The sequence below is a fragment of the Hyphomicrobium sp. genome (assembly GCF_035548195.1).
In the GTDB taxonomy this organism is placed as follows: Bacteria; Pseudomonadota; Alphaproteobacteria; order Rhizobiales; family Hyphomicrobiaceae; genus Hyphomicrobium_B.
The window spans coordinates 103,785-130,040 of sequence record NZ_DASZTY010000024.1 but is presented as its reverse complement, the minus strand read 5'-3'; the positions used below and the strand labels follow the sequence as shown (position 1 = coordinate 130,040).

General features: G+C 56.4%; 29 protein-coding genes and 1 tRNA gene. 21 read left to right on the top strand and 9 right to left on the bottom strand.

Annotation, left to right across the window (positions count from 1 at the left end):
* Positions 1–76: 76 nt before the first annotated feature.
* Together VHB22_RS09100 and VHB22_RS09095 are read left to right on the top strand one after the other, a co-directional pair.
* Positions 77–1,606 carry a YifB family Mg chelatase-like AAA ATPase gene (locus tag VHB22_RS09100; protein ID WP_325456649.1) on the top strand — a complete coding sequence of 510 codons (1,530 nt, stop codon included), beginning with the start codon at positions 77–79 and terminating at the stop codon, positions 1,604–1,606.
* 30 nt (positions 1,607–1,636) lie between these two features.
* Positions 1,637–1,849 carry a KTSC domain-containing protein gene (locus VHB22_RS09095; protein ID WP_325456648.1) on the top strand — a complete coding sequence of 71 codons (213 nt, stop codon included), beginning with the start codon at positions 1,637–1,639 and terminating at the stop codon, positions 1,847–1,849.
* A 59-nt stretch (positions 1,850–1,908) separates the two neighbouring features.
* Here VHB22_RS09095 and folD read toward each other — a convergent pair whose 3' ends face one another.
* The 3 genes from folD to VHB22_RS09080 are packed head-to-tail and all read right to left on the bottom strand — an operon-like array spanning position 1,909 to position 3,588.
* Positions 1,909–2,796, bottom strand: a complete 888-nt coding sequence (gene folD / locus VHB22_RS09090; protein ID WP_325456647.1) for a bifunctional methylenetetrahydrofolate dehydrogenase/methenyltetrahydrofolate cyclohydrolase FolD — start codon at positions 2,794–2,796, stop codon at positions 1,909–1,911.
* A gap of 22 nt (positions 2,797–2,818) precedes the next feature.
* Positions 2,819–3,169 carry a DUF167 family protein gene (locus VHB22_RS09085; protein ID WP_414652724.1) on the bottom strand — a complete coding sequence of 117 codons (351 nt, stop codon included), beginning with the start codon at positions 3,167–3,169 and terminating at the stop codon, positions 2,819–2,821.
* Entirely contained in the window at positions 3,166–3,588 is a 423-nt protein-coding gene (locus VHB22_RS09080) for a YggT family protein (RefSeq protein WP_414652723.1), read from the bottom strand. The genes VHB22_RS09085 and VHB22_RS09080 overlap by 4 nt, the downstream gene beginning before the upstream one ends.
* A gap of 121 nt (positions 3,589–3,709) precedes the next feature.
* Here VHB22_RS09080 and VHB22_RS09075 point away from each other — a divergent pair.
* Positions 3,710–3,785 (top strand) — tRNA-Ala (locus tag VHB22_RS09075).
* Between the two features lie 251 nt (positions 3,786–4,036).
* On the opposite strand, the gene VHB22_RS09070 is transcribed toward VHB22_RS09075, so the two are convergent.
* From VHB22_RS09070 to VHB22_RS09050, 5 genes are read right to left on the bottom strand one after another with little or no spacing between them, the layout of a single operon-like run.
* Complete coding sequence (locus tag VHB22_RS09070; RefSeq protein WP_325456646.1) at positions 4,037–4,507, bottom strand: DUF3617 domain-containing protein; 471 nt, start codon at positions 4,505–4,507, stop codon at positions 4,037–4,039.
* 10 nt (positions 4,508–4,517) lie between these two features.
* On the bottom strand, positions 4,518–5,183 hold the full coding sequence (locus VHB22_RS09065; protein ID WP_325456645.1) for a hypothetical protein: 666 nt from the start codon (positions 5,181–5,183) through the stop codon (positions 4,518–4,520).
* Positions 5,184–5,228: 45 nt separating this feature from the next.
* A complete protein-coding gene (locus VHB22_RS09060) occupies positions 5,229–5,933 on the bottom strand; it encodes a response regulator transcription factor (protein WP_325456644.1) in 705 nt (234 codons plus the stop codon).
* A complete protein-coding gene (locus tag VHB22_RS09055) occupies positions 5,930–7,375 on the bottom strand; it encodes an ATP-binding protein (protein WP_325456643.1) in 1,446 nt (481 codons plus the stop codon). Before VHB22_RS09055 ends, VHB22_RS09060 begins: the two co-directional genes overlap by 4 nt.
* Before the next feature lie 34 nt (positions 7,376–7,409).
* On the bottom strand, positions 7,410–7,898 hold the full coding sequence (locus VHB22_RS09050) for a hypothetical protein (protein ID WP_325456642.1): 489 nt from the start codon (positions 7,896–7,898) through the stop codon (positions 7,410–7,412).
* A gap of 390 nt (positions 7,899–8,288) precedes the next feature.
* Here VHB22_RS09050 and VHB22_RS09045 point away from each other — a divergent pair, with 390 nt between their 5' ends.
* The 13 genes from VHB22_RS09045 to VHB22_RS08985 all read left to right on the top strand — a co-directional run bounded on the left by VHB22_RS09045 (position 8,289) and on the right by VHB22_RS08985 (position 20,326).
* Positions 8,289–10,163 (top strand): methanol/ethanol family PQQ-dependent dehydrogenase, encoded by a 1,875-nt coding sequence (locus VHB22_RS09045; protein WP_325456737.1) that lies wholly within the window; start codon positions 8,289–8,291, stop codon positions 10,161–10,163.
* A gap of 174 nt (positions 10,164–10,337) precedes the next feature.
* Positions 10,338–11,231: a methanol oxidation system protein MoxJ gene (gene moxJ, locus VHB22_RS09040; RefSeq protein WP_325456641.1), complete on the top strand. Its 894-nt coding sequence runs from the start codon at positions 10,338–10,340 to the stop codon at positions 11,229–11,231.
* A 34-nt stretch (positions 11,232–11,265) separates the two neighbouring features.
* Complete coding sequence (moxG, locus tag VHB22_RS09035; RefSeq protein WP_414652722.1) at positions 11,266–11,853, top strand: cytochrome c(L), periplasmic; 588 nt, start codon at positions 11,266–11,268, stop codon at positions 11,851–11,853.
* A 110-nt stretch (positions 11,854–11,963) separates the two neighbouring features.
* Positions 11,964–12,272: a methanol dehydrogenase gene (locus VHB22_RS09030; RefSeq protein WP_325456640.1), complete on the top strand. Its 309-nt coding sequence runs from the start codon at positions 11,964–11,966 to the stop codon at positions 12,270–12,272.
* Between the two features lie 120 nt (positions 12,273–12,392).
* Complete coding sequence (locus VHB22_RS09025; RefSeq protein ID WP_325456639.1) at positions 12,393–13,451, top strand: MoxR family ATPase; 1,059 nt, start codon at positions 12,393–12,395, stop codon at positions 13,449–13,451.
* Complete coding sequence (locus tag VHB22_RS09020; protein WP_325456638.1) at positions 13,448–14,305, top strand: DUF58 domain-containing protein; 858 nt, start codon at positions 13,448–13,450, stop codon at positions 14,303–14,305. The genes VHB22_RS09025 and VHB22_RS09020 overlap by 4 nt, the downstream gene beginning before the upstream one ends.
* Entirely contained in the window at positions 14,305–15,231 is a 927-nt protein-coding gene (locus VHB22_RS09015; protein ID WP_325456637.1) for a nonribosomal peptide synthetase MxaA, read from the top strand. Before VHB22_RS09020 ends, VHB22_RS09015 begins: the two co-directional genes overlap by 1 nt.
* Entirely contained in the window at positions 15,228–16,229 is a 1,002-nt protein-coding gene (locus VHB22_RS09010) for a vWA domain-containing protein (RefSeq protein ID WP_325456636.1), read from the top strand. The genes VHB22_RS09015 and VHB22_RS09010 overlap by 4 nt, the downstream gene beginning before the upstream one ends.
* A complete protein-coding gene (locus tag VHB22_RS09005) occupies positions 16,222–16,797 on the top strand; it encodes a hypothetical protein (RefSeq protein ID WP_325456635.1) in 576 nt (191 codons plus the stop codon). The genes VHB22_RS09010 and VHB22_RS09005 overlap by 8 nt, the downstream gene beginning before the upstream one ends.
* Entirely contained in the window at positions 16,794–17,810 is a 1,017-nt protein-coding gene (locus tag VHB22_RS09000; RefSeq protein WP_325456634.1) for a vWA domain-containing protein, read from the top strand. Before VHB22_RS09005 ends, VHB22_RS09000 begins: the two co-directional genes overlap by 4 nt.
* Positions 17,807–18,349, top strand: a complete 543-nt coding sequence (locus VHB22_RS08995; RefSeq protein WP_325456633.1) for an SRPBCC family protein — start codon at positions 17,807–17,809, stop codon at positions 18,347–18,349. Before VHB22_RS09000 ends, VHB22_RS08995 begins: the two co-directional genes overlap by 4 nt.
* A complete protein-coding gene (locus tag VHB22_RS08990; RefSeq protein ID WP_325456632.1) occupies positions 18,346–19,317 on the top strand; it encodes a cytochrome D1 domain-containing protein in 972 nt (323 codons plus the stop codon). The genes VHB22_RS08995 and VHB22_RS08990 overlap by 4 nt, the downstream gene beginning before the upstream one ends.
* A gap of 61 nt (positions 19,318–19,378) precedes the next feature.
* Entirely contained in the window at positions 19,379–20,326 is a 948-nt protein-coding gene (locus tag VHB22_RS08985) for a TraB/GumN family protein (RefSeq protein WP_325456631.1), read from the top strand.
* Between the two features lie 76 nt (positions 20,327–20,402).
* Here the strand turns inward: VHB22_RS08985 and VHB22_RS16350 are convergent, their stop codons facing one another.
* Positions 20,403–20,963, bottom strand: a complete 561-nt coding sequence (locus tag VHB22_RS16350) for a vWA domain-containing protein (RefSeq protein WP_414652727.1) — start codon at positions 20,961–20,963, stop codon at positions 20,403–20,405.
* A gap of 25 nt (positions 20,964–20,988) precedes the next feature.
* Between VHB22_RS16350 and VHB22_RS08980 the strand changes: the two genes are divergently transcribed.
* The 5 genes from VHB22_RS08980 to coxB all read left to right on the top strand — a co-directional run bounded on the left by VHB22_RS08980 (position 20,989) and on the right by coxB (position 26,249).
* Positions 20,989–21,711 (top strand): EF-hand domain-containing protein, encoded by a 723-nt coding sequence (locus VHB22_RS08980; RefSeq protein ID WP_325456630.1) that lies wholly within the window; start codon positions 20,989–20,991, stop codon positions 21,709–21,711.
* A 410-nt stretch (positions 21,712–22,121) separates the two neighbouring features.
* Positions 22,122–22,526 carry a cytochrome c gene (locus VHB22_RS08975; protein ID WP_325456629.1) on the top strand — a complete coding sequence of 135 codons (405 nt, stop codon included), beginning with the start codon at positions 22,122–22,124 and terminating at the stop codon, positions 22,524–22,526.
* Between the two features lie 11 nt (positions 22,527–22,537).
* Positions 22,538–24,499, top strand: coding sequence for a PQQ-dependent dehydrogenase, methanol/ethanol family (locus VHB22_RS08970; protein ID WP_325456628.1), 1,962 nt, complete (start codon positions 22,538–22,540; stop codon positions 24,497–24,499).
* 32 nt (positions 24,500–24,531) lie between these two features.
* Positions 24,532–25,164, top strand: coding sequence for a c-type cytochrome (locus VHB22_RS08965; RefSeq protein WP_325456627.1), 633 nt, complete (start codon positions 24,532–24,534; stop codon positions 25,162–25,164).
* A 179-nt stretch (positions 25,165–25,343) separates the two neighbouring features.
* Positions 25,344–26,249 carry a cytochrome c oxidase subunit II gene (coxB, locus tag VHB22_RS08960; protein WP_325456626.1) on the top strand — a complete coding sequence of 302 codons (906 nt, stop codon included), beginning with the start codon at positions 25,344–25,346 and terminating at the stop codon, positions 26,247–26,249.
* Positions 26,250–26,256 lie beyond the last annotated feature (7 nt).

Sequence of the window (26,256 nt, the reverse complement as noted above, 5' to 3'; positions counted from 1 at the left end):
TCGTTCTATTTTTGTTCTTGATCGCCTCCGAGATGTCCGTTAGCCTCCAGGTCAGTCGAACGGCATCGGGGGCGCCATGTACGGCCAGATTTCGACGCTCGCATTCATCGGTATCGAAGCGCGGCCCGTAGAGGTCCAAGTGCGCGTCACGCCGGGAGCGGCGGCGTTCGCGATCGTCGGCCTGCCCGATAAAGCGGTCGCCGAAAGCCGCGAGCGCGTCCGCAATGCCCTGCACGCCGTAGGGCTGGGTCTGCCCTTCAAGCACATCACCGTCAATCTCGCGCCAGCCGATCTCCCGAAAGAAGGAAGCCACTTCGACCTGCCGATCGTGCTCGCGATGATGTCGGCGATGGAGGCCATCGCCCCCGACGCTATCGCGAACTATGCAGCCATCGGCGAGCTGGCGCTCGACGGATCGATCCGCGCCGTACCGGGGACGCTCCCTGCCGCCATTGGGGCAAATCAGATGGAGAAGGGTTTGATTTGCCCGGCTGCATCCGGCCCGGAAGCGGCGTGGGCCAGCGAAGACATCGACATCCTTGCCGCGCCCCATCTCTTGTCGCTTGTTAACCACTTCAAGGGCCTGCAAACGCTGTCGCGACCAAAGCCGAACGCGGTGACAGAGCAAAGTTCACTTGCCGATCTAAGAGACATCAAAGGCCAGGAAACGGCCAAGCGCGCTCTCGAAATTGCGGCTGCCGGAAGCCACAACCTGCTGATGATCGGTCCCCCCGGTTCTGGCAAATCGATGTTGGCATCTCGCATGCCCTCGATTCTCCCGCCACTACAACCGGAGGAAATTCTCGCAGTTTCTATGGTGCATTCGCTCGCGGGCGAATTGGTTGGCGGCAAACTGACGGTCGATCGTCCGTTCCGGTCGCCCCATCATTCGGCGAGTATGGCTTCGCTCGTTGGTGGCGGTTCGCGTCCCCGCCCCGGCGAAGTCTCACTGGCGCACCACGGTGTTCTATTTCTCGATGAGCTTCCCGAGTTTCAGCCGAACGTGCTCGACGCGCTGCGCCAGCCCCTCGAATCGGGCGAAACGGTTATTGCACGCGCTAATCACAGAATTTCTTATCCATCGCGAATACAGCTGATCGCCGCAATGAATCCGTGCAAATGCGGCGGAGGCTCGCCCGGAGAAAGCTGCCGCCGAGGCCCGCGCTGCGCCGCCGACTATCAGGCGCGCGTCTCAGGTCCTCTGCTCGATCGCATCGATCTGCAAATCGAGGTGCCCGCAATTTCGGCCGCCGATCTCGTCCTGCCGCCTCCGTCTGAGGGCAGCGCCGAAGTCCGCGCTCGCGTCACGGCGGCGCGCGATCGCCAACGATCACGGTTTGCTGCGCTGGGCGCTAACTCCGTCGGGACCAACGCCGAGTGCTCAGCGGCGCTCCTTGAGAAAATCGCGACACCTGACGAGGCCGGCGTTGCCCTTCTCCGGCATGCGGCTGAGACCCTCAGTCTCTCTGCGCGCGGATTTCATCGCACGCTAAAGGTGGCGCGAACCATTGCCGATCTGGAAGCGTCTGAAACCGTGAGCCGCGCGCACATCGCCGAAGCCCTGAGCTATCGCGGCGAGACACTGCGCCGGGCACGAGCCGCCTAAACATGAGTTGCTCGAAACAGGCCTCCGACAATGGAATTTGCGGATTCGACCGTTATTCGCGGCGCCGACTATGATCCCGATGCTTTAACGCTCGACGTAACCTTCACGTCGGGCCGCATCTACACCTATTTTAACGTGCCTGAATGGAAGTACGACGGCTTGATCACGGCATCGTCTGCGGGAGAATACTTCAACGCTTATATCCGCGATCAGCACGCTTTCCGCGAGAGAACCGCAAAATAAAAAAACGCCGGAGCAGCTGCCCGGCGTTGATTTCACCACATCGGATAGAATGTCTTGTATCAGCCAAACACCGACTTGACGCCTGCGATCATCGCAGCCGCCTGAGCGGTATTGCGCAGCAAACACGCAATTGTCATCGGGCCGACGCCGCCAGGAACCGGCGTGATTGCCCCGGCGACTTTGGCGCATTCATCGTAAGCGACGTCGCCGACGAGCTTGGTCTTTCCGTTCTCGGACGGAACGCGGTTGATGCCGACGTCGATGATCGTCGCGCCGGGTTTAATCCAGCTCGCCTTCACCATTTCCGGAATGCCGACCGCCGCGATAACCAGGTCGGCGCGTTTCACGACGTCTTCGATGTTCTTCGTTCGCGAATGGGCGATTGTGACTGTGCAGTTCTCGCGTAGAAGCAGTGCCGCGACCGGCTTTCCGACGATGTTCGAGCGTCCGATGACCACAGCGTCAAGACCCGACAAGCTCGGCAGCACGGTCTTGGCCAGGATCACCGACCCCGTCGGTGTGCATGGCACGAGCGCGCGCTCGCCCACCCACAGACGGCCGACATTAACCGGATGAAATCCATCGACATCCTTGTCCGGATTGATCGAGTTCAAAACCTTTTCAGAATTGATGTGCTTCGGCAGCGGCAGCTGCACGAGTATGCCGTGGCAAGCGGGATCTTTGTTAAGCTTTTCGACAAGCGCCAGCACGTCGGCCTCGCTCGTCTCGGCCGGAAGGCGGTGCTCCCAGGAATTCATGCCGACTTCTACGGTCTGCTTGGCTTTGTTCGCGACATAAACCTTACTCGCGGGATCTTCACCAACAAGGACGACCGCCAGCCCAGGCTTTAGCCCATGCTCTTTCTGCAGGCGTGCGACCTCTGCCGCGACCTCGGCGCGCACGTTCGCCGCAATTTGCTTACCATCGATCACTTGCGCTCCTGGCATCCCCGTCTTCCTCCTTGGTCTTCTATCTTTGAAATTCGTCGACTTTCACTTGCAATATCTGATCGAGCAGGACCGCATCGCCCGCAATCCTGAGCGATTTGAGGCGCGATTTGCCTCCGGAAACGAGAGAAACGGAGCGTTTCGGCAACCCGAGCCAGCGCGCAACGACATCCTCAAGCGCGGCATTGGCGGCGCCGTTCTCTGGAACGGCGCGAACCCGCGCTTGGAACGCCGGACCATCGCCCGTATCGGTAATCCCTTCAACGGCGTCTTTGGAGGATTTCGGCGTGAGCCGAAAGTGCGCAATGACGCACGCGTCGCCGTGCCGCCAGGGTTTGCGCCCCGCCGGATTGTCGGCCGTTGCGCTGCTCAAATGACCGCCTTGGCAATGTTGGGAATGACCACGCTCTGAATAAAATAGCAGGCCAGCAACAGGATAATCGGCGAAATATCGAGACCACCCATATTCGGCATCGCGTTTCTGATCGGCCCAAGCAGGGGCTCGGTAAGCGCGTTCAATGCCTGCCAGATGGTGCGCACGGTTGGATTATAGGCGTTGATGACGCCGAACGCCATCAGCCAGGAGACGATCACAACGGCGATGACGATATAGGTATAAAGAGTAATGAGGTAGCTGATAAAACCGAGAAGTTCGAGCATCGCTAATCCGGAGTTGGCTGTCGCGGGGCCATGTAGCCTCGTCATGGGCAGCCCTGCAAGTGCCGGAGGGAATTCATAGCCGACTTTGCGGGCAAAACCCGTCCCTGACGGTCGAATAGAGCCTGTCGACATGTGGCTAAATCGTTTGGAGCGCCCACGTCCAGCCGCACATCCGGACCCAGCCTGAAGGCATCGAGCGCGGCAGCCGATTCCTTGACAAGGTGAGACCTCGACTCCTAAATGCCGACGGCTTGGGGCCGTAGCTCAGATGGGAGAGCGCTGCAATCGCACTGCAGAGGTCAGGGGTTCGATTCCCCTCGGCTCCACCAGTTGCCGTTTCGGGCTCAGGAAAATCAGCTGTTTGACCGCCTTTGCTAACCGTCTCGGAAAGGGTTAGCAACTTTCAGTCGTGGCTCGCTCGCAATCGAGAACATCGCGGATTCAGCCGCTGGCTGCGCTGTTGCTGCGGTCTGATTGCGAATGGCGGAACGAGATAGCACCAATTCCTAATCGCGAGATCTACTTCCTCTCTGCCGATCGCCGCCGCTTGGGCAAGATTTACGGGCGAGGCAAGTTTCCTCTACTGGACGGAATGTGCGGCCTTATCGGGTTTCTGATCATCCGACGCACTGCACTGCCCAAGGAATTTGGCAGTAACGGTTACACCATCGCGAGACTCGCGGCCGTCCGGAAATTTAAACGTGATCTTCGAGGTTGCCCGATACCATTTTTGGAAGTCGCCGGATAACAGCATGCTCGTCAACTGAGTCCCGCCTTTCATCCGGCAGGTAATATTTACGATCGCTTCCGAATTTCCGGACGTGATTTCCGGCGGGTCGCAGTTTTTGTCACCGATGCCGGGCGCAATTGAGTCGTGGTCGCTAATGCAAGTTTTGAATCTCTTCATTCCAAAATTGTCGGCGACAGTCGTGATCTCCCAGAGCCCCGGCTTACGAACCGGTAGAGAAGCCGCAAATGCCGACGCCTGTTGGAAGCAAAACACGGCGAGGAACATCGCAAAGAGAGATAAGCGATACATCATTTTAGGCATGTTCTTCCGATTAATTTGCGGCGGTCGTCGGCTGATCGATGGTCAGATCGGGAACAACCGTAAAGGTTCCATCGAACAGCCGATTGTTCGGCTCCGTCACCGGAGTGACAATGTTTCTGACAGGCAAACCCGTCTGCTTATCGATATAGACATTTTGTATTTTGGGTACTGTCAGAGCCGCCATTCTCGGGCCTTTTTGCTTGTTCTCTGCCGACAATGGCATCGCGAGCGTCCCCTGATAGAGACTATAATTGTGCCCCTCGAAAACTTTATCCCCGAGGCACTTGTATTCAGTGGCAACTTTCGGCGCGTCGGCGACCGTTTCCTTAAGTTGTTTGGCGACGGCCTTGGCGAACTTGTCGGGCAGTTTCGCCCAGCCTGCTCCTTGATTGGACCATGCGTCGTTCCCGATCACGATCATTTCTCCTGCTGCTCCATCGCTCCCGAGCGTAATCGTCTGGTGCATGCGATCAGGCAGAACGTAGTCCGCCTTCATATGAAGCGTTCCTTGCTGCGGATTAACGATCGTAGTTTGAAGCCGAAACGACTTCGTTTCTCTCAATTTCGCGAAAGCCGCATTCACTTGGGCGCTGCAACTTGAATCCGCATGTGCGGGGATCGAAAGCGTGACGAGAATAATAAGAGCGAAAAAGCGCATCGTTACTGTACCGATCATGATGGAGTTTGCTGCCAACTCCATCGCGCGAAACGCATTGCAAAGTCATGGCATTTTCTGTTGCCAAGTTTTCCCGCTTCGCGTCGCCGGTTCGATTAAATCGCTCGGCCGGCGGTTGGAGATTTCCGGTAGATAATCGATTGCAATGCGCATCAATTCGGGAAGCGATCGAACGCCGAGCTTCGTCTTGATCTGAGAACAGGTATTGGCGACCGTCTTGTAGCTGATGTTGAGCTCGCTTGCGATCGCCGCGTATTGCTTGCCTTGAGAGATAAGTTCCAGCGTTTGGAGCTCTCGAAGAGTCATGCCGTTCAAAGGATTCGGACGTCCCTTGGTTTCCATCACAGCGATCGCCGAAGCGACTGCGTGACTAAGAAACGTCTTGCCCTGCTGCACATTCTGCAACGCGATCACGATATCGACCGACGATGTATCCTTGAGAATGTAGCCATTCGCTCCAAGCCGTAATGCTTGGCTGGCGATTATCGGATCGTCATGCATCGTCAAAACGAGAATGGGCGTTCTCTTGTCGTGCAATCGCAGCCGACGGATGAACGTCAAACCGACCAAAGCATTCTTCTTGATGGCAAGATCGATGATGATGACGTCGGGGCTTCCGCTTCTGTAAGCGCGGAATCCGTCAATCAGGTTGGATGCGAGCGTAATATCTGTGATGCCCGCGTCTTCGAGCACGCGGCGACAACCCTGCAGAACGATCGGATGATCATCGATAACGAGAATTTTGGTCACGGAGATGCCTGATAAGTTATTTCGGTCGAGATTGATCTACGGCGAATCGGCTGCGCGGGTATTCTCACCGATAGTGTTGTTCCATGTGGTCTGTGCTGCTCGATCGAGAGGGTGCCCCCAGCGGATAAAACCCGCTCGCGCATGGCCGACAAACCGAACCCCATTTGCGTTTCCGGATTAAAGCCGACGCCGTCATCGCTAACGTCGAGAGAGATGACGCAAGACTTTCCCGAGGATGCTTTTGTCGCCTCTTCCTTGAGATTGACGACAATTTTGGTCGCGCGACCGTGACGCAACGCGTTGGTGAGTGCTTCTTGCGTCGCGCGGTACACCGTCAGATCGACGCGTTCGCCGTAGTCTCCTTCAAAGACCTCGATAAACGATGAAAAGTGAATTGCAGGATTGAGAGACTTGAAGTCCGCGATCAAGTCGGCAACGAGAGAATGAAGCGACACCTTCCCCAATGAGACGGGATGCAGGCGCTTCAAAAGAGCCCGGTTCATGGATTTCAGGCGGCGCGCAATGACGAGTATTTCCTCAATCCGCTTTTCGATTTCCTCTCGATCCGCATCCTTGAGTTTTGATATCAATGTGTTGATCGACTCCGCGCTCGCCGTGATGCCGAACAGGCACGGCCCAGCCTCATCATGAAGTTCGCGCGCTATTTCCTTTCGTTCTTCCTCCTGTAAATTTTGGATGTAGCGATAAAGTTCGCCGTTCTCAGCGCGCGTCTGGTCGAGCGACGCCGCCAGCGAATTAAATTTTTTCGCTATGTCGGCAACTTCGCGAACGCGTGGAATCGTTAGCCGCTGAGAACGCGCGCCCGCCTGAAGCGCAACAAGTCCCCGCGCGAGTCCGACAAGTGGATCGAGTATCCTGTCAAGCACATACCAGAACGCTGCGACGAGCAACATTATCGCAATAATTGCGACGAGCGCTAACGCCGAAAGTTCATGCCACTTTTCAGCGATTTCGTCGTCCGGGTCGCCTTTAAGTACAAGCGATTTTTCGCTATTCGGCACAAGAATAAGACGCGAATGCTCATTGCCGCCCTTCGGCATCATGAGAGCTTCAAACCAGTCCGGCGTATCGTCGTCCGCGGAGATCGTGTCTGCGAGCGACTCTGGACTTTTCAGGATGTGGGTCGATCCGTCCAGTTCCTGCACATAAACGCGAGCGTGTCTCAGATGCTGCACTTCGCGCGACACGAGATAGTTGAGCTCGTCGAGGTGCCCCTCTGCCGTGATGCGCCGGACGAGTTCGCGCAGATATCCTTCGGCGAAATCCATCGAAGCTTCGATTTCGACATTCACCGCTTTGCGGCCGTTGACGACCGCAGTCGCTCCAGCCGCGAAGGCGCATAAGACAAGCATGACGAAAATGGCGAGGAGAACCTGATGCCGGATCGATTTCCCAACCCAGGAAACTTCGAAGAATCGCATGAAAAGGTGGTTCGGCCTCGATGGAGGCAAAATGCTATTCATCGCGGCCATAACGCTTTGAAAGATCCTTAAGCGCTTGCGGCTTGGTAAAACCGGCTTTGCGCAAATTGTAGTAATACTCACCCAAGGTTCCGAACCCCGGCACCTTGTTGGACTGACCGACCGCGGAGGTCAGATCATCGACGAGAGAAACGGCCGTCTCACGCTCCCCGAGGGGATGAAGCATCGTCTCCAATTGAACTGCCCGATTGGCGATCATGCGCGAGCTTTCGCCAAAGCGCGTTGAAGCGGTCATCAGTGTTTGACGCATCCTAGTAAGATCCGTCGGCGGATGATGCGAGTTCTCTCGCGATAGCAGCCATTTTGCAGGCTCACGATCGTCTTGCAGATCGAGCCAATCCGTTTTTTTCGAAGCATAGCCAAGGCCCGATCTCTTCTGAGTCTGCTGCTCTTGCGGTTGCTCCTCACAGCCGAGGATGCCCAACACAACGGAGATAGCCGCGATCGTGAGTGTACGTTGCATAATTCTCTTTCGGCCCGACGAGAAAGGACGGGCGGATCTGGGACATATCCATACTGAAGCAAATTGGAAATTCCAGGAGAACCTGCGCAGCAGCTTTTAGCAAATGTTCCCGCCGTTTTTTGCTTCGCGCTCGCAAGACTCCTGCACTGAAGCCCGGTAGCGTCCGACCCGCGTCATGCACGAAATGGCCTCCGAACTTACCAGCGTTTCGGAAGCTTGGTGGGACGTCCTTTAACTGGGCCGGTCGCAAAAGGCCGAACCCGAGGTGAGTGGAAAACGACGATCTATGAAATTCTTCAACCTAGTAGGTCGCTGTCGTTCAAAAGAAGAGCTGGTTCAGGAAACGCGAGGTTTTTGGGCATGAAAAAAAACGTTGGGACATCACTGCTGATGTCGGCCTCCTGCATGGCGATCGCATTCGCCGCGCAGTTTGGCGCCGTCACCAGTGCATACGCGAATGACAAGCTGATTGAGCTCTCAAAGAGCGATGAAAACTATGTCATGCCGGGTAAGGACTATACCGGCGACAACTACAGCAAGATGGACCAGATTAACGCTGATAACGTCAAGAATCTGAAGGTGGCATGGTCCTTTTCGACGGGCCTTCTGAACGGTCACGAGGGAACGCCGCTCGTCGTTAACGGGAAGATGTTCATCAACTCTCCGTTCCCCAATAACGTTTACGCTCTTGATCTGAACAATCCAGGCAAGATCCTTTGGCAGTACAAGCCCAAGCAGGACCCGGCTGCCCGGTCCGTTGCATGTTGCGACCTCGTCAACCGCGGTGTTGCCTACTGGCCAGGCGATGACAAGACGCCTCCTCTGATCCTTTCGAACCAGCTCGACGGTAACGTCGTTGCGCTAAACGCCGAAACGGGTGAGATGCGTTGGAAAGTAGAGAACTCTGACATCAAGGTCGGCTCTACACTGACGGTCGCGCCTTATGTCGTTAAGGACTTGGTCATCGTCGGTTCGTCGGGCGCCGAGCTTGGTGTTCGCGGCTATACGACTGCTTATGATGTGCACGACGGCGCGATGAAGTGGCGCAAATATGCCACCGGTCCGGACGACGAAATCGGCATTGGCGACGACTTCAACAAAGCCAACCCGCAATACGGTCAGAAGGGTCTCGGCCTTGCGACCTGGGAAGGCGATGCTTGGAAGATCGGCGGCGGAACCAACTGGGGCTGGTACGCCTATGATCCAGGCACGAACCTGATTTACTACGGGTCGGGCAATCCGTCTCCTTGGAACTCCACGATGCGCCCAGGTGACAATAAGTGGACCATGACGATCATGGGCCGCGACATTGATACCGGCATGCTGAAGTTCGGCTATCAGAAAACGCCTCACGACGAGTGGGATTACGCCGGCGTCAACGTCATGATGCTGTCGGACCAAAAAGATTCCACTGGCAAGATGCGTAAGCTTCTGACCCATCCGGATCGCAACGGCTTCATTTATACGCTCGATCGGACGAATGGCGATTTGATCTCGGCCGGCAAGATCGACGATACGGTGAACGAGTTCACGCATGTCGATTTGAAGACCGGTATCCCGGTGCGCAATCCGGAATATGGTACGCATATGGATCATAAGGCAACGGATGTTTGCCCGTCGGCCATGGGCTACCACGACCAGGCGCATGACTCCTACGATCCGAACAAGCAGCTGTTCTTTATTGCAGCGAACCATATCTGCATGGACTGGGAGCCCTTCATGCTTCCCTATCGCGCGGGTCAGTTCTTCGTGGGCGCCACGCTGTCGATGTATCCTGGACCGAAAGGCGATCGTCAGAACTATCTCGGTCTCGGACAGGTTAAGGCCTACAATGCCATTACGACAAAGTTCAAATGGCAGGTGATGGAACGCTTTGCGGCATGGGGCGGCACGCTCGCAACTGCTGGCAACGTCATGTTCTACGGTACGCTTGACGGCTATATCAAAGCGCGCAACTCGGACACGGGTGAGCTGCTTTGGAAGTTCAAGATGCCGTCGGGCGCCATCGGCTATCCGATGACCTACATGCACAACGGTACGCAGTACATTGGCATCTATTACGGTGTCGGTGGCTGGCCGGGCGTCGGTCTTGTGTTCGACTTGCAGGATCCGACTGCCGGTCTCGGTGCCGTCGGCGCGTTCAAGAACCTGCAGCATTGGACGCAGCAGGGCGGTGGTCTTCTGGTGTTCTCGCTGAACGGCAAAGGCCCGTACGACGACGTCAACCTCGACGAGTACTCAACGAAGGTTGAGCGATCGGAGTAATCTGATTGCTGATGATCCCGCCGGGCAACGCCGCCCGGCGGGGTTTCACTCCCCTCTTGGTGAGGCTTCGCTGGCGCTTTTCTCTAAGACTACAAACTACTCTGCAGCGGGATGTTGCAGTTTGGGGTCAAGGTTTGCGCCATACCTTTTTCGTTCGTCGATGTGAGTTCGACAATGATCATCAATGCAAATAAAGCCGCCGTCGCAGTTCTCGGCGCCGTTTTGAGTAGCTCAGTTGCCTTGGCAGCCGGCGAGCAAGATGTTTCCAAAGCGGCAGACGCTTCTATCCTAAGGGTTTGCGCTGCTGCGAATGAAGCGCCGTATTCGGTAAAGGACGGGTCGGGATTCGAGAACCGTATCGCTGAGGTTCTGGCATCGGCCATGGGCCGGAAAGTCCAATTCGTCTGGTCCCCGAAGGCTGCAATTTATGCCGTGAAGGAACAACTCGATCCCGGCAAGTGCGATGTCATCATGGGGACCGACGCGGGTGATCCGCGCGTGCTGACAAGCAAACCATACTATCGCGCGTCGTATGTTTTCATCCAGCGCAAGGATTCGAAGCTGGACATCACATCCTACGATAGCCCGGACCTCGAAAAGACGAAGCACATTGCGTATGAGCCCGGTTCACCGTCACAGACGATGGTCGAAAAGCTTGGACTCTTTAATCGCAACTTCAACTTCATCCAGTCGCTGACCGACTTCAAGAGCCGGCGCAATCAGTACATTCGGCTTCAGCCAACTCGGATTGTGGGCGCCGTCGAAAAGGGAGATGCCGACGTAGGCATCGCGTTTGCTCCGGAAGTCGCTCGCTATGTGAAGCAGAACGGTTCAGATCTCAAAATGACGGTCATTCCGGACAACAATACCAGATCTGACGGCAAGAAAGTTCCTTTGGCTTTTGATCAGTCCGTTGCCGTTCGCAAGGGCGATGAAAAGCTTATGAAGGAAATCAATGCGGCGCTCGAAAAAGCCGCTCCGAAGATTCAGGACATATTGAAAGGAGAGGGAATTCCTCTGTTGGCGGCAGGAAGCGACACGCCAAAGGAAATTCCATCGAAGTCTTAAAGAACAAAAGAGAAGCAGAGAATCAGGAAACGAAATGAAGTCTTACATCAAAGGTGCGGTTCTGGCTGTTGTCGTTGGCATGGTCCCCGCTTTGGCACTAAAGGCGGGCGATAATCCTCCCCCACAGACAGATCTCGACTTTCGCAACACCGTTACTGGCGATCCGTTGGATCTGACCGTAGGACCGAAAGAGGGTCGTGATACACCGGCGGTCAAGGAGTTCTTCAAGACAGGCGTCGATCCATACATCGAAGTAAAGAACTGCCTTCCCAAGGCACAAACGCTCTTCCTTGAAGCATGCTCCGGCTGTCACGGCGAAGTAGGCGAGGGCAAAATCGGTCCGGGTCTCAATGACAATTATTGGACCTATCCGAAGAACAAGACCGACAAGGGCATATTTGAAACGATCTACGGTGGCGCGCGCTCGCAGATGGGCCCGCACTCGGATCTGCCGCTCGACGAGATCATGCTGATCATCTCCTGGGTTCGCCATCTCTACACCGGGCCGGTTGAGGATGCGGACTGGCTAACGGACGAGCAGAAGAAGACGTTCAAGGATTACGACGCCGAACATCCCGTGACGTTGAAAGAGTCGGGGGAGTGCAAAATTCCCGGGCAGTGACGGTGGCGTGCCGAATACCAATTCGGCAACCACAGCACGGCGCGGGGGATAAGCGGCGGGAACACACCGCCTGACAGCAGTAAAGAAAGCTAAACGGAGGAAATGACCCCATGACCAAAACACCACGGATTGCCGGCGCGGCGCTTGGAGCAGCTCTCGCGCTTGCATTCACCTTCACGGCAGCCCCGGCATTCGCAAACTATGACGGTACGCACTGCAAAGCGCCGGGCAACTGCTGGGAGCCTGTTCCCGGCTTCCCCGAAAAGATCAAGGGCACGAAGTACGATCCGCACCACGATCCGAAGGAACTTGCGAAGCAGGGCAATTCGGAGCGCGAAATGGAAGCACGGAACGCAAAGCGCACCGAGCATTTTCGTAAGACGGGCAAGTGGGTCGAGGACGTCAAGAAAATCCACTAATGACGCACGACTGCCGTCCTCGGATCTTGCGCGAACTGCAAGATGTAGTTCCTCGCCGAGGTTCACTGGGGTGCTGTCGCAACAGCACCCCAATTCGTCTCAGTTCGCTGGATATCTGCAATGAACCGCTCCATCGGCGGGTCTGAAAACGATGTCATGATTGATGAACCGATCAATCTTGCAGACTGGCGCAGGCAGGCGACGGCGCTGGAGGCAGAGATTGCCAAGGTCGTTGTCGGTCAGGACCGCGCTATCAGGCTCATCACTATCGCCGTTTTTGCGCGAGGCCACGTCCTTCTTGAAGGCGACGTTGGCGTCGGCAAAACCACGCTCTTGAGAGCCGTCGCTCAAACATTGGGCGGCGCCTACGAGCGCGTCGAAGGCACGATCGATTTGATGCCTTCGGACATGATTTATTACACGTTTCTCAATGAAGAGGGAAAACCGCGAGTTGAGCCGGGCCCCGTTCTTCGCCACGGACCAGACCTTTCGGTTTTCTTCTTCAACGAAATCAACCGGGCGCGTCCACAAGTCCATTCACTGCTGCTGCGGCTGATGGCCGAGCGCAGCATCACCGCCTTTAATACTGAGCACATGTTTCCGTACATGCTCGTCTTTGCCGATCGGAACCGCATCGAGAGAGAAGAGACGTTCGAATTGCCGGCCGCGGCGCGTGATCGGTTCTTAATGGAGATTGCTATCTCGACGCCGTCGGATGAAACGGCACGCCGCGACCTTCTTTTTGAGACGCGCTTCCATGACGTCGACGAGTTGATTGGCTCGCTCAAGAACGGGGTGGTTGACTATCGTAAGCTCAATTCCCTTTCGAAAGTCATTCAAAGCACGGTCAAAGTCAGTCCCACGATCGAGCGATACACGCTCGACCTCTGGAAGGCCATACGCGAGCCCGGCAAAGTCGGCTTGGAGATTCCGGGCGTCGATATCGACAAACTCGTAACCGGCGGCGCCAGCCCGCGGGGCATGAGCTATCTAATTCGCGCCGCGCGCGTTGCGGCGTGGCTTGACGGCCGTGACGCGATTGTACCGGAGGATATCCGAGACATTTTCTACGAGTGTATGGCGCATCGCATTTTTCTGGCGCCGGTCTATGACCTGCGGCGCGAAGAACTCGTCCGCACACTAATCGATGGCGTTTTTGCTCGGGTGCCCGCACCATGAGCGGAAGCGCCCGCGATATCGCGTACACCATTCCGTGGCGATCGAGCGGCATAAGAGCTGGTGCGCACAAAAGCCATCTTTTCGGAGCGGGGGGGCGCTTTCGAGATATCGTGCCGTTGCTGACGCTGCCGGATCCGAGGAGGATCGCGATTCGCGCATCCCTCAGCGACCCGTTCGAGCGCCTTCTCGTGCGCCGAACCGAGCAGCAGGCTGCAGTCGATGTCTGTCTCCTGATCGACGTTTCCGGATCGATGTCGTTCACGGGCAATTGTAACAAGCTTACGCTTGCTGCGGATCTCGCCGAGGCGCTGGCGGTTTGTGCCGAGCGCACGGGCGACTCATTCGCGCTCTACCCATTCGACATCACACTGCGGCACGAGCTCGTATTGCGAAGGTCTTTTTCCAAAGCCGCTCATGCCGAAGCCGTCGCGCGCCTGCGGGTATGCTCTCCCGATCGACCCGGCGTAATCGGCGCATTGGAAGCGGCGGCCGCAATAGCGGGATCGAAAAAGCTCGTATTTATCATTTCCGACTTCTTATGGTCGATGGACGATGCCCGCCGAATTGGAGGCGCTCTATCCTCTCACGACGTGGTGCCCATCGAGATTGAAGATAGCCTGCAAAGTAAGGATCTTCCGGACTGGGGATTGCTTAACCTCAAGGATCTTGAAAGCGGACGGCACCAGCTGGTCGTTATGCGTCCCTCTCTCAAGGAGCGGTGGCTGCGCGCGCGCCAGGAACATCGTCGCTGCATTCGCCAAGTATTCGATGCTACGGCGCGCCAGATGTTCAGCATCCGCGATCGCATCGACTGGATGCAGCTGACCTCGTATCTGCTTTACGGAAGCGTGTGATGCGGTGGTGGATAGTATACGTATGTGTCGCTCTTGCCGCGACACCCGCTTGCGCTGGCGTGGCGGCCGTCAACGTCTACGAGCCACGGCCGTTCGGCTATTTCATCGGCGACACATTCGAGCGCCGCGTTCAGGTGGTCACGACGGACGGCACCGACCTTTTTACCGAGGCGCTGCCGCATCCGGGCCCTTTGACCTATTGGCTGGATCTCGTTTCCGTAGATCTGAAATCGAGTGAAAGCGGCGGACGGAAAACATACGACATCAACCTCAAATATCAGACCTTCTATTCGGCGCTGCAGGCAACCAAGGTCGAGATCCCCGCAATTCCGCTCAAATTTTCCGACGCGGGGACGCCGCCACCGGCCGCCTCTATCCCCGCATTCAAGATTTTGATGTCACCGATCCGCGATATCGTTCTGCAAAGTCTGAATCCCGGAGCGAACACCGAAATAGGCGACGTGCTGCGCCCCGACGTCAAGGCGCGGGCGATTTCGACAAGCCCGGCGCTCAGGCTCTTTCTCATATCTGCTATTGCGTTGGTGTTATCGGCAGCGGGGTTGCTCCGGCACTATGCGAAATGGCCTTTCGCCCGGAGGCCGGGTCGGCCATTCACGATCGCAGACCAAAAGATCGGTGATCTGGACGAAAGTAATCGGGATCTCGCCTATCGAGATTCGCTGATCCTTCTCCACCGCGCCTTCGACGACTCGGTCGGGAGGCGCGTCTTTGCGGCCGACATCCCGAACCTCCTCAAGGAACGTACGCAACTGGCGAAGCTCGCGCCAAGTCTGCAGAGGTTCTTTGAAAGCTCACGCCTTTACTTTTTTTCTCAGGATCGATCCGCGGCAGAAGCAAACTTTCCGATCGAGGATCTGCGGCGTCTTGCGTCCGATCTTGCGCGCCAAGAAAGGGCAGCCGCATGATCTTCACCCATCCCGCAGCATTGTACCTTCTGCCCTTGGCGCTCATCCCGCTATTTTTTAACGCGTACCGTCAGCAAGCCTTCCCTTCCTTTGAGGGTGTCGAGATCGACCGCCTGTCACTATGGGTCGACCGCGCCGTCCGCCTCGCGGGCTCTTTAGCAATCACGGCCCTTATCGCAGGGATTGCGGGCATTGCGTTACGCGAAAGGACGGTCGAACGCTTAGGGCGAGGCGCGCATATCGTGCTGCTGATCGATCGCTCGTCGAGCATGGACGAAACGTTCGCAGGACGGGAACCGAGCGGGGCGGAAGAATCGAAATCCAGCGCCGCAAAGCGTTTGCTCAAAGAGTTCGTCAAAGAACGGGCTCACGACCAATTTGGCGTGGCCGTCTTTACCACCGCGCCCATTCGCGTTCTGCCGGTAACCGACAGCAAGGACGCAGTGCTCGGGTCCATCGACGCGATAGACCGGCCGGCTCTCGCCTATACGGATGTCGGCCGCGGCCTTGCGATGGCTCTCAGCATCGTGGACGAGGATAAATCCCTGGCCTCGCGTGCAATAGTGCTTGTTTCCGACGGCGCTGCCGTCATCGCGCGTCGCGTACAAGAAAGCCTTCGGGCTGATTTCGCTCGCAGGCCACTTCACCTCTATTGGCTCTATCTGAGGACGAAGGGATCAAACGGCATCTTTGAGCCACCTCCACCCGGAACCGAGGACACGGCTCAAGTTCTCCCTGAGCGCCATCTCAATCTTTTCTTTCAAAGCCTTCATATTCCCTACAAAGCATTTGAAGCCGAAAGTCCACAGGCGGTCGAATCTGCAATTGCAGAAATCGGCAAGCTCGAACAAAGGCCAATCGTCTATCCAGAGCGCATTCCGCAATACGATCTGTCCCAATGGGCCTACGGGATTGCAGCATTCGCGCTCTTGCTATTACTCGGCGCCAAACTCTATGAGCGGCCGCTTTCGCCAGTATCGAGGTCAGCCGATGCCTGAATTCGGAATCGATTTGCGATCTTGGAAGGGACCGGCTCTCTGGCTTGTCCTTGCCGTCGCGTTGGCTGGCGCAGCAGCTTCGGTCTCGTCGCTGATCGAAACGACGTTGGCTAACAGAACCATTCGCGCATTGAGTAAACATCAAGACGTGGCGGTGGACGCGCGATGGGCGCCGCCCGAGGAAATCCTGGCACGCATTAACGCGGATATCGAGAGTGACCGGATCGATGATGCGCAGACCCTGCTCAACAGCGCCGGAGCAAATCTGCCTCCCGATATAAGGGCGGCTGCTCTCTACAATGTGGCCAATGCGAGAACGCGCCAAGGAGCGGCAGCGGTTGAAAAAGGCGACTTTGACGGCGGCGCGGCTCTCATCAATCTTGCGAAATCCGAATACCGGATGGCGCTAAAGATAAAACCCGGCAATTGGGATTATAAGTTCAACATAGATGTCGCCATGCGCGTCGTGCGCGATTTGCCATTGGCAAACAATCCGTCGAACAAGAATCCCAAGCCTCCGAAACAGATTTGGTACGAAATCCCAGGTGTGCCGAGGGGATTGCCGTGACAATCGGTGGCCTGTCCTTCGACCGGAATGCATTGCTCCTGCTTGCGGCGTTTGCGCTGACCTTATCTGCCGTCATCGGCTTTAAAATCGTGCACGCTGCGCGCATTGCTGATGCCGTTGCCGTCGTCGATATCACTGGAAGCATGAACACGCGCGACATGGGTTCGCCACATGGCTCGGAGGATCGGCTAACAGCAGCGCGTCAGGCATTGATCGACATGATACCGAGCCTGCCCTGCCAGTCCCGCCTTGGCTTAGGCATTTTCACCGAACGGCTGTCGTTTTTGTTGTTCGAGCCTATCGACATCTGCAGCAACTACGAAGCGCTCGTCGGCGCCATCTCCGGGCTTGACTGGCGCATGGCATGGCAGGGCGACAGCTATATCTACAAGGGGCTTTATTCAGCCATCGACTTGGCATCGAGCCTCAAGGCAAATCTGATCTTTCTCACCGACGGCCACGAAGCGCCGCCGTTACCGGAGACGGGGCTGCCGCCGTTCGAAGGCAAGAAGGGCGCCGTGGGTGGCCTGATTGTCGGCGTAGGAGGTTCAGAGAAAACCCCTATTCCGAAGTTCAATGAAGAGGGGCACCAGGTAGGCGTCTATGGGCCCCAGGATGTCTTGCAGGCGAACCGATTTGGTTTGCCGCCTCCAGGCGCCGAAAACCGGCCCGGATACAATCCACGTAACGCGCCATTCGGAGCGATGCCGTCTGGTGACGAGCAGCTCTCATCCGTCAAATCGGCACATCTCAGGGACCTCGCGGCACGCACCGGGCTGACGTACGTCGAACTGCAACATACCGGTTCGATTGCCGAACCTTTTCTAGCCGCCGCACATGCACGTAAAGTACCGGTCACGCTGAACCTCGCATTCGTTCCTGCACTTATCGCGCTTTTCCTAATCGTGTTGGCCTATGCGCCGTCCTTTCTCAGTCGAGTCCCAAAAGGCGCGACCTGGCTGCGATTTCCCAATCCCCAACTCTGGATATCTCATAGGAGCATCTCTGCATGATAACCACGTCTCGCACGGCAATGTCGCTCGCGTTTCTTCTTCTAACGATAGGAAGCGCGAGTGCCCATGGTCCGACACCGCAGAAGGTGGACGAGAAAATTGAAATCTCGGCGCCTCCGTCTGCCGTTTGGAATATCATCAAGGATTTCGGCAGCATCGCCAAATGGCATCCGGGGGTAAGCAACGCAAAGACCTCAGCAGAGGGACACGCCGAGGGCACCACCCGTACGATAACCCTCAAATCGGGCGGCGATCTGCTCGAAAGTCTCGATGACTACAATGATAAGGACATGAACTACACTTATCGGCTGGCGACTGAGAACGTCGACGTATTTCCGGTAAGCTTCTATTCCGATACCATCAGCGTACAGCCAGCCGGAAGCGGCAGCGAAGTCGAATGGATTTCACGCCTCTATCGCGCCGACACAACGAATGAGCCGCCGCCAAATAAGAACGACGCGGCTGCCGTGAAGGCGACGACGGATTTCCTCAAAGCGGGATTGGCGGGGATTAAGGCCAAAGCCGAGGGTAAAGGATGAGGTGGCTGGCCGAATTCGCGGCCTTGAGCCTGATCGTTCTTGCGGGCGGTCAGCCTGCGTCCGCTACGCCGGCCGCGCCGGTTCAGCCAGTCTATGTCCTCTGCCAGGACGATGGCATTCTGACCGTCATCGACAGCAGGACTGATGAAATTGCCGCCAAGGTCAAACTTGGCGGCAAACCTGCTTCGTTTTCGATTAGTCCCTTCTCTGGACATGCGCTGGTCACTCAGCCGAATACCGGAGACGTAAACGTTGTCGACCTCCGTCAGCTGACAGTCATTCGTACGATCAAAGTCGGGGGCGAGCCATTCGGCATAGCTGCGGGTCCGAAAGGTCATTTCTATGTTGGCGACTGGTCCGCCGATAGGATCTCCGTTGTCGACGAGTCGTCGGATGTCGTACTCAAGACATTGCCGGTCGGTCGTTCGCCGGCTCACCTTGCCCTGTCGGGCGACGGCACGCGGCTTTACGTCGCCGACAGGGAGTCCAACAGTGTCGCTGTCGTCGATACGACCAAGGATAAAAAGATACGCGATATTCCGGTTGGCCGCGCGCCTTTTGCATTGGCGCTCAGCGCTGATGGCCGGCGGCTGGCCGTCGCCAACGTGCAGGCCGCGACCCTTTCCATTATCGATACCTCGACGCTACAGGTTCTTTCAGCCTCGGCGACACGGCAAATGCCGTACGGCGTCACCTTCACACGCGATCAGTCGCGCATCCTCGTATCGAACCAGGCGTCGGGTAGCATCTCCGTTTTCGATGCTTCGACACATGTGGCGCATGCCGAAATCAAGGTGGGACGCTACCCGGAAGGGGTTGCGGTTACGAGAAATGGGAGAAAAGCCTATGTCGCGAATTGGTTTTCCTCGACTGTTTCAGTCATTGATCTCACGACGGATACTGAGATCAAACACATTAAATGTCCCGACGGTCCACGCATGGTACTGGTTGGCCCCGCATCAGGTTAGACGGATGCTCGCGTGCGCATTTGCCGTCACTTTAGCAGCGGCCGCGCATGCCATGCCGATCATGTCAAAGCATCTTGGCACCGAGAACTGCACGTCCCAAAGCGTGCTCTACGATATCGATCACTCTGATCGTCAAAAACTGCAGCAAATCTTGGATGATGCTAGCAAAGCGCTCAATAACGAGGCCGTTCTTTGGCGCGTAGATAAGGACGGCGTCAGCCCATCCTATCTATTCGGCACGGTTCACGTGCTCGACCCGTCGTTGCAAAAGCTGTCGCCGGCCGTTCGGTCAGCCATCGACCGATCTAAGATCGTGGCAGTGGAATCGGTCGAAAGCACCCACACCGCTATGGTTGCGACGATGGCAACCACCGCCTCGCTGATGATATCTCACGATAAGGAGTTGCAGCGGATCCTCGATGAGGACGAGATGACGGTCGTCGAAAAGGCGTTTAGCGATGCCGGGTACCCCGGCGAATTGGCCACCGCTCTCAAGCCTTGGGCGGTCACTATGTTCCTTGCCGATTCCAAGTGCCAGCAGGCGCTCCTGGCACGCGGCCTAAAGCCGATCGACGCGCTCGTTGCCGAGCGGGCGCACGCGAAAGGCAAGTCCGTCATCGGACTCGAAACGCTTGCCGAGCAGTATCGCTCTCTCGCATCCATATCCGACATCGCACAGATTGCATGGTTGAAAGCGACCATCGAATTACACGATCGTGTCGATGACGTATCGGAAACATTGTCCGAGCTTTATCGGTTCCGTCGTCTCAACGCCATTTGGCCGATTACCCAGGAATTGGCACCTGATGCAGGACTTGACGAGCCCGTCCTCCAGGCGTTGCGCAATGAACTGGTTTCGAAACGCAATTGGCGGATGCTCGATCGCGCTATGCCGATGCTCGAAAAAGGCGGAGCGTTTATCGCCGTCGGCGCGCTACATCAATCTGGCCCAGATGGCCTCGTCGCCCTCCTGGAGAAGAAAGGCTTTCGCCTAACCGCGCTTGAATAAGTCCTGTGCCCGGAAAATGCTGGATAAGCACGGGATTATCGCGAAGGGTGGTCCGAAATTTTCTTCCGCATCCACGTCACGGGATTGACGCGACGGCGGGACATCCAAGCGTTTTCTCCAGGGCCTTTATGAGTTCGTCCAAAGTGTTGGCATTAACAGTATAACCGCCCGTTTCGTCAGCCAGACATTTCGCCGCCAAAGCAGGCGGCTCAGCATTCGAAGTTTGCAGTTTATAGCCGATAATATGGACGGTAATACCAGGAGCTATTTTGTGCAGCATATGACCCAAGAAGCACGGATCTCCGCCGCAGGTTTCTTCCCCATCGGTCAAGAGCACAATAGCGCCCGAATTTGCTGAGACGCTAAGCGCAGATGCAGCAATCCGCACGCCATTTGTAAGCGGGGTCTGCCCTGCGGGCGCTAATCGTGCGACTTGCGATAATATTTCTCTCGCGGCATTCGGCCTGGGTAAAAATCGAAGATCGGCATTCTGGCACACGTTGCGGTGCTTGCCTGGACCGTAGACGACGAGACCCAGTTTCCTCGTGCGGGCAACAATGGGGAGCATTCGTCTGAGAGCTTGCTGCACGAGATCAATTCGAGTCGCGAAGGGCGAGGGGACATCCGTCGCGGCCATTGAACCCGATGCATCAAATACGATCATGGCGTTCGCAGCGCATGTAAGCGACGCCTCGGCGGCGGGGCATGTAAGAGAAAAACCGAATACCGCCCCGAAAAAAATGGTCTCGGCAATACCGTATTTGACGGTACGAAGGCGTGCTTCCCGTATCTTCATCGACAAACTCTCACCACCTTCGCGAGGCGAAAGCAATCTCAGTTTCGATGGTTATCGTCGAGCGCGCCGCCAAAGAAATACGCATTTCCCCGCCTCGTCTGCCAGTATGTCCCGGCCAGATTTGGAAGCTTTGCCATTGTTAAAACTTCCCGAGGAGGCGCCCATTGCAAGGTCGCCGATAAATGGCGGCAGGACCGTCTGCCGCAATGGCCGACGACGTCATAACTATAGAACGACATATTTGGGAGAAGACGCGATGATCAAAAAATGGGGCGCTCTCGTTACGATTCTGCTGCTTTCAGGAACGGCCGCATTTGCCGATGACTGGAATTCCAATTTCAAAGTCCTCGACAGTAATGGAAACGGCTCGGTCAGCCAAAACGAGTGGAACGACAACGCTGGTAAATTAAAACTCGGAACGTTTGCGCCGACCTTTGCGGTCATGGACAAAGACAACAGCAATAGCATCGACTCGGACGAATGGGCTGAAGCGCAAAAAATTTGGAAGGCCGCATCCACGTCGTGTAAAAAAGCGGAAGGTTCCTGGTGCCCGTGCCAGAATCATCCTGAAAAGCCGGAGTGCCACTAGCACTGCCTAATTCTCGATGCATCGATGTAGCTTCAAAGGCGATTGGCGATGAGCCAATCGCCTTTGTTATTTTTGAAAGAAGGCGCCAGATAGTGCGTTAAGCGCACCTTCCGATAGCGGCACGTAACATCACGAGATGATCGGCTGCATTCGGATATTAGCATGTCTCCGCCATCAAGTTTCGTTAGCGGCACGGAACGTCTGACGCCCGATGGCGGCGGCGACGAAGCCTTGATGATATTTGCGCAGGCCAGTGTGAGCCCCGCAAGTCAACAAGAGCTAAGCGCCACTTTGCGCAACGAGCGGCCAAAACCTCTAAAACATCGTAGTACGATACAAAATAATTCCCGGGAACCAATTTGCGCGTCGTGAATATTACTGGTCGCAAATATGCTTACGCGAGACCCGCCATGAAATATCTCTCGCTCCTGATGGTACTTGTCGGGCTTGCCTCGCCATCGACTTCAAAAGCAGAGGACCAGGGAGACCGGGGGTCCAAGATCTATATGAAAAGCCGTTGCTTTGCCTGCCATGGGCAACTCGGAAGTGGTGGATTTGGCCCCAAACTTTCCGGCGACCGGATCTTGGCCATTCAGAAGTTTGTCATCGCACAAATTTTGATTGGTCGTGGAAAAATGCCGGCTTTTGGCGATCGTCTTTCGAATGATGACATCGCGGCAGTCGCCCAATACGTACGGAACAATTGGGGAAATAACTATGGGCCTGTCACAGCCGGCGACGTGGCGTCGGTTCGCAAGCTTATGAAAAAAGCATCCGACGAGGCCGTGAAGGCGGAATCGCCAGAAAAACAGTGAAGGAGGCCACTATGGGCGTAACGCAGCGGCTGGCCGGACTCGCGAGCGGTATCTTGATCGCTGCTCCATTGGCGTTTGCGAGTCCCGTGAGGGCACAAGACCAATCGCAAAAACCTGTTCCCGAAGCAAATACACCACCCACAGCCCCAAACAACACCGCGCCTTCGACGCCTCCAACCAACGCCGCATCGCCAAAGACTCAAAACGACACGGAGAAACAAAGCACCGACATTTCGAGCCTGATCAAGGACGACAATCAATGGCCGATGGCAGCCAAGAATTACGCGAACACGCGATTTAGCCACCTGAACCAGATCAACAAGGACAACGTCGGCCAGCTGCGGATGGCGTGGAGCTTCTCGCTGGGAACGCCGCGTGGGCAAGAGGCCGCTCCTCTCGCGGTGAACGGTACCCTCTATGTCGTCGGCCCCTACGCGGGAGTGCATCCCAACCAGGTATTCGCGTTGGATATCGCGACCGGCGATTTGAAGTGGAGCTATGCGCCTAAGCCCGACCCGGCTGCCCAAGGCGTGGCGTGCTGCGATGTCGTTACGCGCGGTCTCGCCTATGACAAGGGCAAGATCTTTCTAAACACGCTCGACGATTTCTCCGTTGCGATTGATGCGAACACCGGAAAAGAACTCTGGCACACGAAGCTTGGCGATATCAATAAGGGCGAGACCATTACGATGGCGCCCGTCGTCGTGAAAGGGAAGGTGCTCGTCGGATGCTCCGGCGGAGAAATGGGCGTCAGGGGTTGGCTTGCCGCGGTCGATGAAGAAACCGGAAAAATTGTTTGGCGCGCCTATTCTACGGGACCTGATGCCGAGGTCCTCATAGGTAAAGATTATCACGGGCCCTACGATTGGTTGAATGGCAAAGATCTCGGTGTAAAAACCTGGCCACCGGATAAGTGGAAAATCGGCGGCGGCACCGTATGGGGCTGGATCTCATATGATCCGGATCTCAATCTCATCTACTACGGGACATCCAATCCCGGGACCTGGAATCACGAGCAACGACCAGGCGACAATCTCTTTTCTTCGACAATTTTTGCACGCAACCCGGACACGGGAATGGCGAAGTGGGCCTACCAGCCCGATCCGCACGACCTCTGGGACTATGACGAAATCAACGAAGCCATAGTGGCTGATCTCACGATCGACAATCAGGTCCGCAAGGTTCTGATCCACCCCGGCCGCGACGGCTTCATGTATGTGATCGATCGCGCGACGGGAAAGGTGATTTCCGCGGATGCTTATGACTACGTGAATTCCATCAAGAGTGTCGACCTGAATACCGGACGCCCGGTGCTTGATGAAGCACTCACGCCATCCTTGGGCAAAACGGTGCGAAATGTCTGTCCAGCGTCTCCTGGTGCGAAGGACTGGCAGCCGTCGGCATGGTCTCCAGAAACCAAGCTCCTTTACGTTCCGCACCAACATCTTTGCATGAATTTCAAGACGTCGAACGTTGGCTATATCGAGGGAACCCCATATGTCGGCGCGGACGTCGATATGTTTGCTGGTCCTGGCGGCTATCGCGGAGAATTTATGGCCTGGGATCCGGTACAACGAAAAAAGGTCTGGTCCATAAAAGAGAAATACCCAGTCTGGAGCGGAGCGCTTGTCACGGCCGGAGACGTCGCGTTCTACGGAACTATGGATAGGTGGTTCAAGGCAGTCGATGCGAAGTCGGGCAAAGAGCTTTGGAAGTTCCGGACCGGCTCAGGGATTATCGGTCAACCCGTAACGTTCTCCGGGTCGGATGGCACTCAGTACGTCGCAATTATCTCCGGCGTTGGCGGGTGGTCGGGCGCCATTGCAGTCGCAGAATTGGATGCGCGCGTCCGAAACGGCGCATTGGGATTCACCGGCGCGATGCAGGACCTCCCAGCGGTAACGGTCGGCGGCGCCACTCTTAACGTATTCGCGCTTCCTAAAAACCAGCAAAAAGCTGCTTCCGCCGAGTAACGGTTTGCCTGCTCCACGAAGGAGATAAATGAATGCGCTTCGGAAAGCCCACAATCGTAACGCTCGCCGCTGGCTTATTGATGCTGACGTTCTCCGCCCAAATCTTCGCCGAGGACAAACCCAATGCGGAGACGAACAATCCTGAGGCGCCTCCGCCCACGAGCAGTTCGGATGCCGGGATGTCGACGATATCACCCGAGCAATTGCTGAAAGTGCCGGTTAGCGGACTGACGCCCGGCGCCGTCGATGCCCGCCCGAAGCTCAATCTGCCGCCAATCGATGAAAAAGCTGCTCAGCGTGGAATGGAAAACTTTGCGAGCTTCAACTGCGTTGGCTGTCATATGGGAAATGGCGGTGGTGGCATGGGACCGGCGCTGAGCAACCATGCTTTCATCTACGGTTCGTCACCGGAAAACATTTTCCTGTCGATTTATCAGGGACGTCCGAATGGCATGCCGGCTTGGGGAACCGTTTTGCCCGAAGATGCGATTTGGGATCTGGTGGCATACATCAAAAACCTGAGTAACGCGCCCGTCTCTCAATGGGGATCGACGGTTTCCAGCACCTCGCCCGCTATCGAACAGGTGCCGGTTGAAATCAAAGCCGGAGCCAACCCCTGGCAGTACACGCAAAAGTTCAGCAAGGGTCAAAAACCACAAGAGTAGCCAATCCGCCAAAAGGAGATGCAAAGCTCATGTGGTCTGCAATAGGAGCGGATTGGGGTAGACAACCCAGGATTCTGCGTAGCTCGCAGGCCCTCGGTGCCCTCCTGCTGCAGTTTTATGCTGCTCCGGCATCGGCAAAAGCGCCATTGAGTTTTCTTTCCGGCGCAGGCCCAAGAAACGTGTCGACCCTCACTTGGGGCGTTCTGATAATTTCGGTTCTCGTCGTTATTATTACCACTGCAATTCTGCTTTTCGCGACTTTCGCCCGGCGAGAGCGTCCGCCTTCGTCAACGTCGAAAGAGAGGCAACTGGTTTCTCGTGCGGGCAACCCTGTTTCGGTCATCTACGCGGGTTTGATCCTGTCGACCGTCGTCCTTTTCGGCGTGACGATCTGGACCATGATGACGTTGGCCGATATCGCCGCCCCTCCGTCGAAGCCAAGCATCACCGTCGAAGTAACGGGGCATCAATGGTGGTGGGAAGTTAGGTATCTCAGCGACGACCCTTCACAAATTTTCACGACGGCGAATGAAATTCACATTCCGGTCGGCGAGCCGGTCGCGATTAAGCTGCGAAGTGCGGACGTCATCCACTCCTTTTGGGTACCTGCCTTGTCGGGCAAGACCGACACCATTCCGGGTCAAACCAACACGACGTGGATTCTCGCCGACCGCGCCGGAACATACCGAGGCCAGTGCACTGAATATTGCGGTCTGCAGCACGCGCATATGGGATTCGAACTCGTCGCGATGCCAAAGGAGAAATTCGAAAGCTGGCGAAAGGATCAGCTTCGGAGTGCTTCTGAAAAATCGCTCGCAAGCCCAGGCCAACGCGCTTTCATGCAGAAATGCGCGGTCTGCCACACTGTGCGCGGGACGCGCGCCGGTGGACGCGTCGGTCCCGACCTTACGCACCTCATGACCCGCAGTACGATCGCCGCCGGAACGCTTCCGAACCGTATTGGATATTTGTCGGGCTGGATCGCTGACCCGCAACACGTCAAGCCCGGCAGTAAGATGCCGCGCCTGGACATCAATGGGCAGGATCTTGCGCAAGTCAGAAGCTATCTCGAAACGCTCAACTGAGGACAGC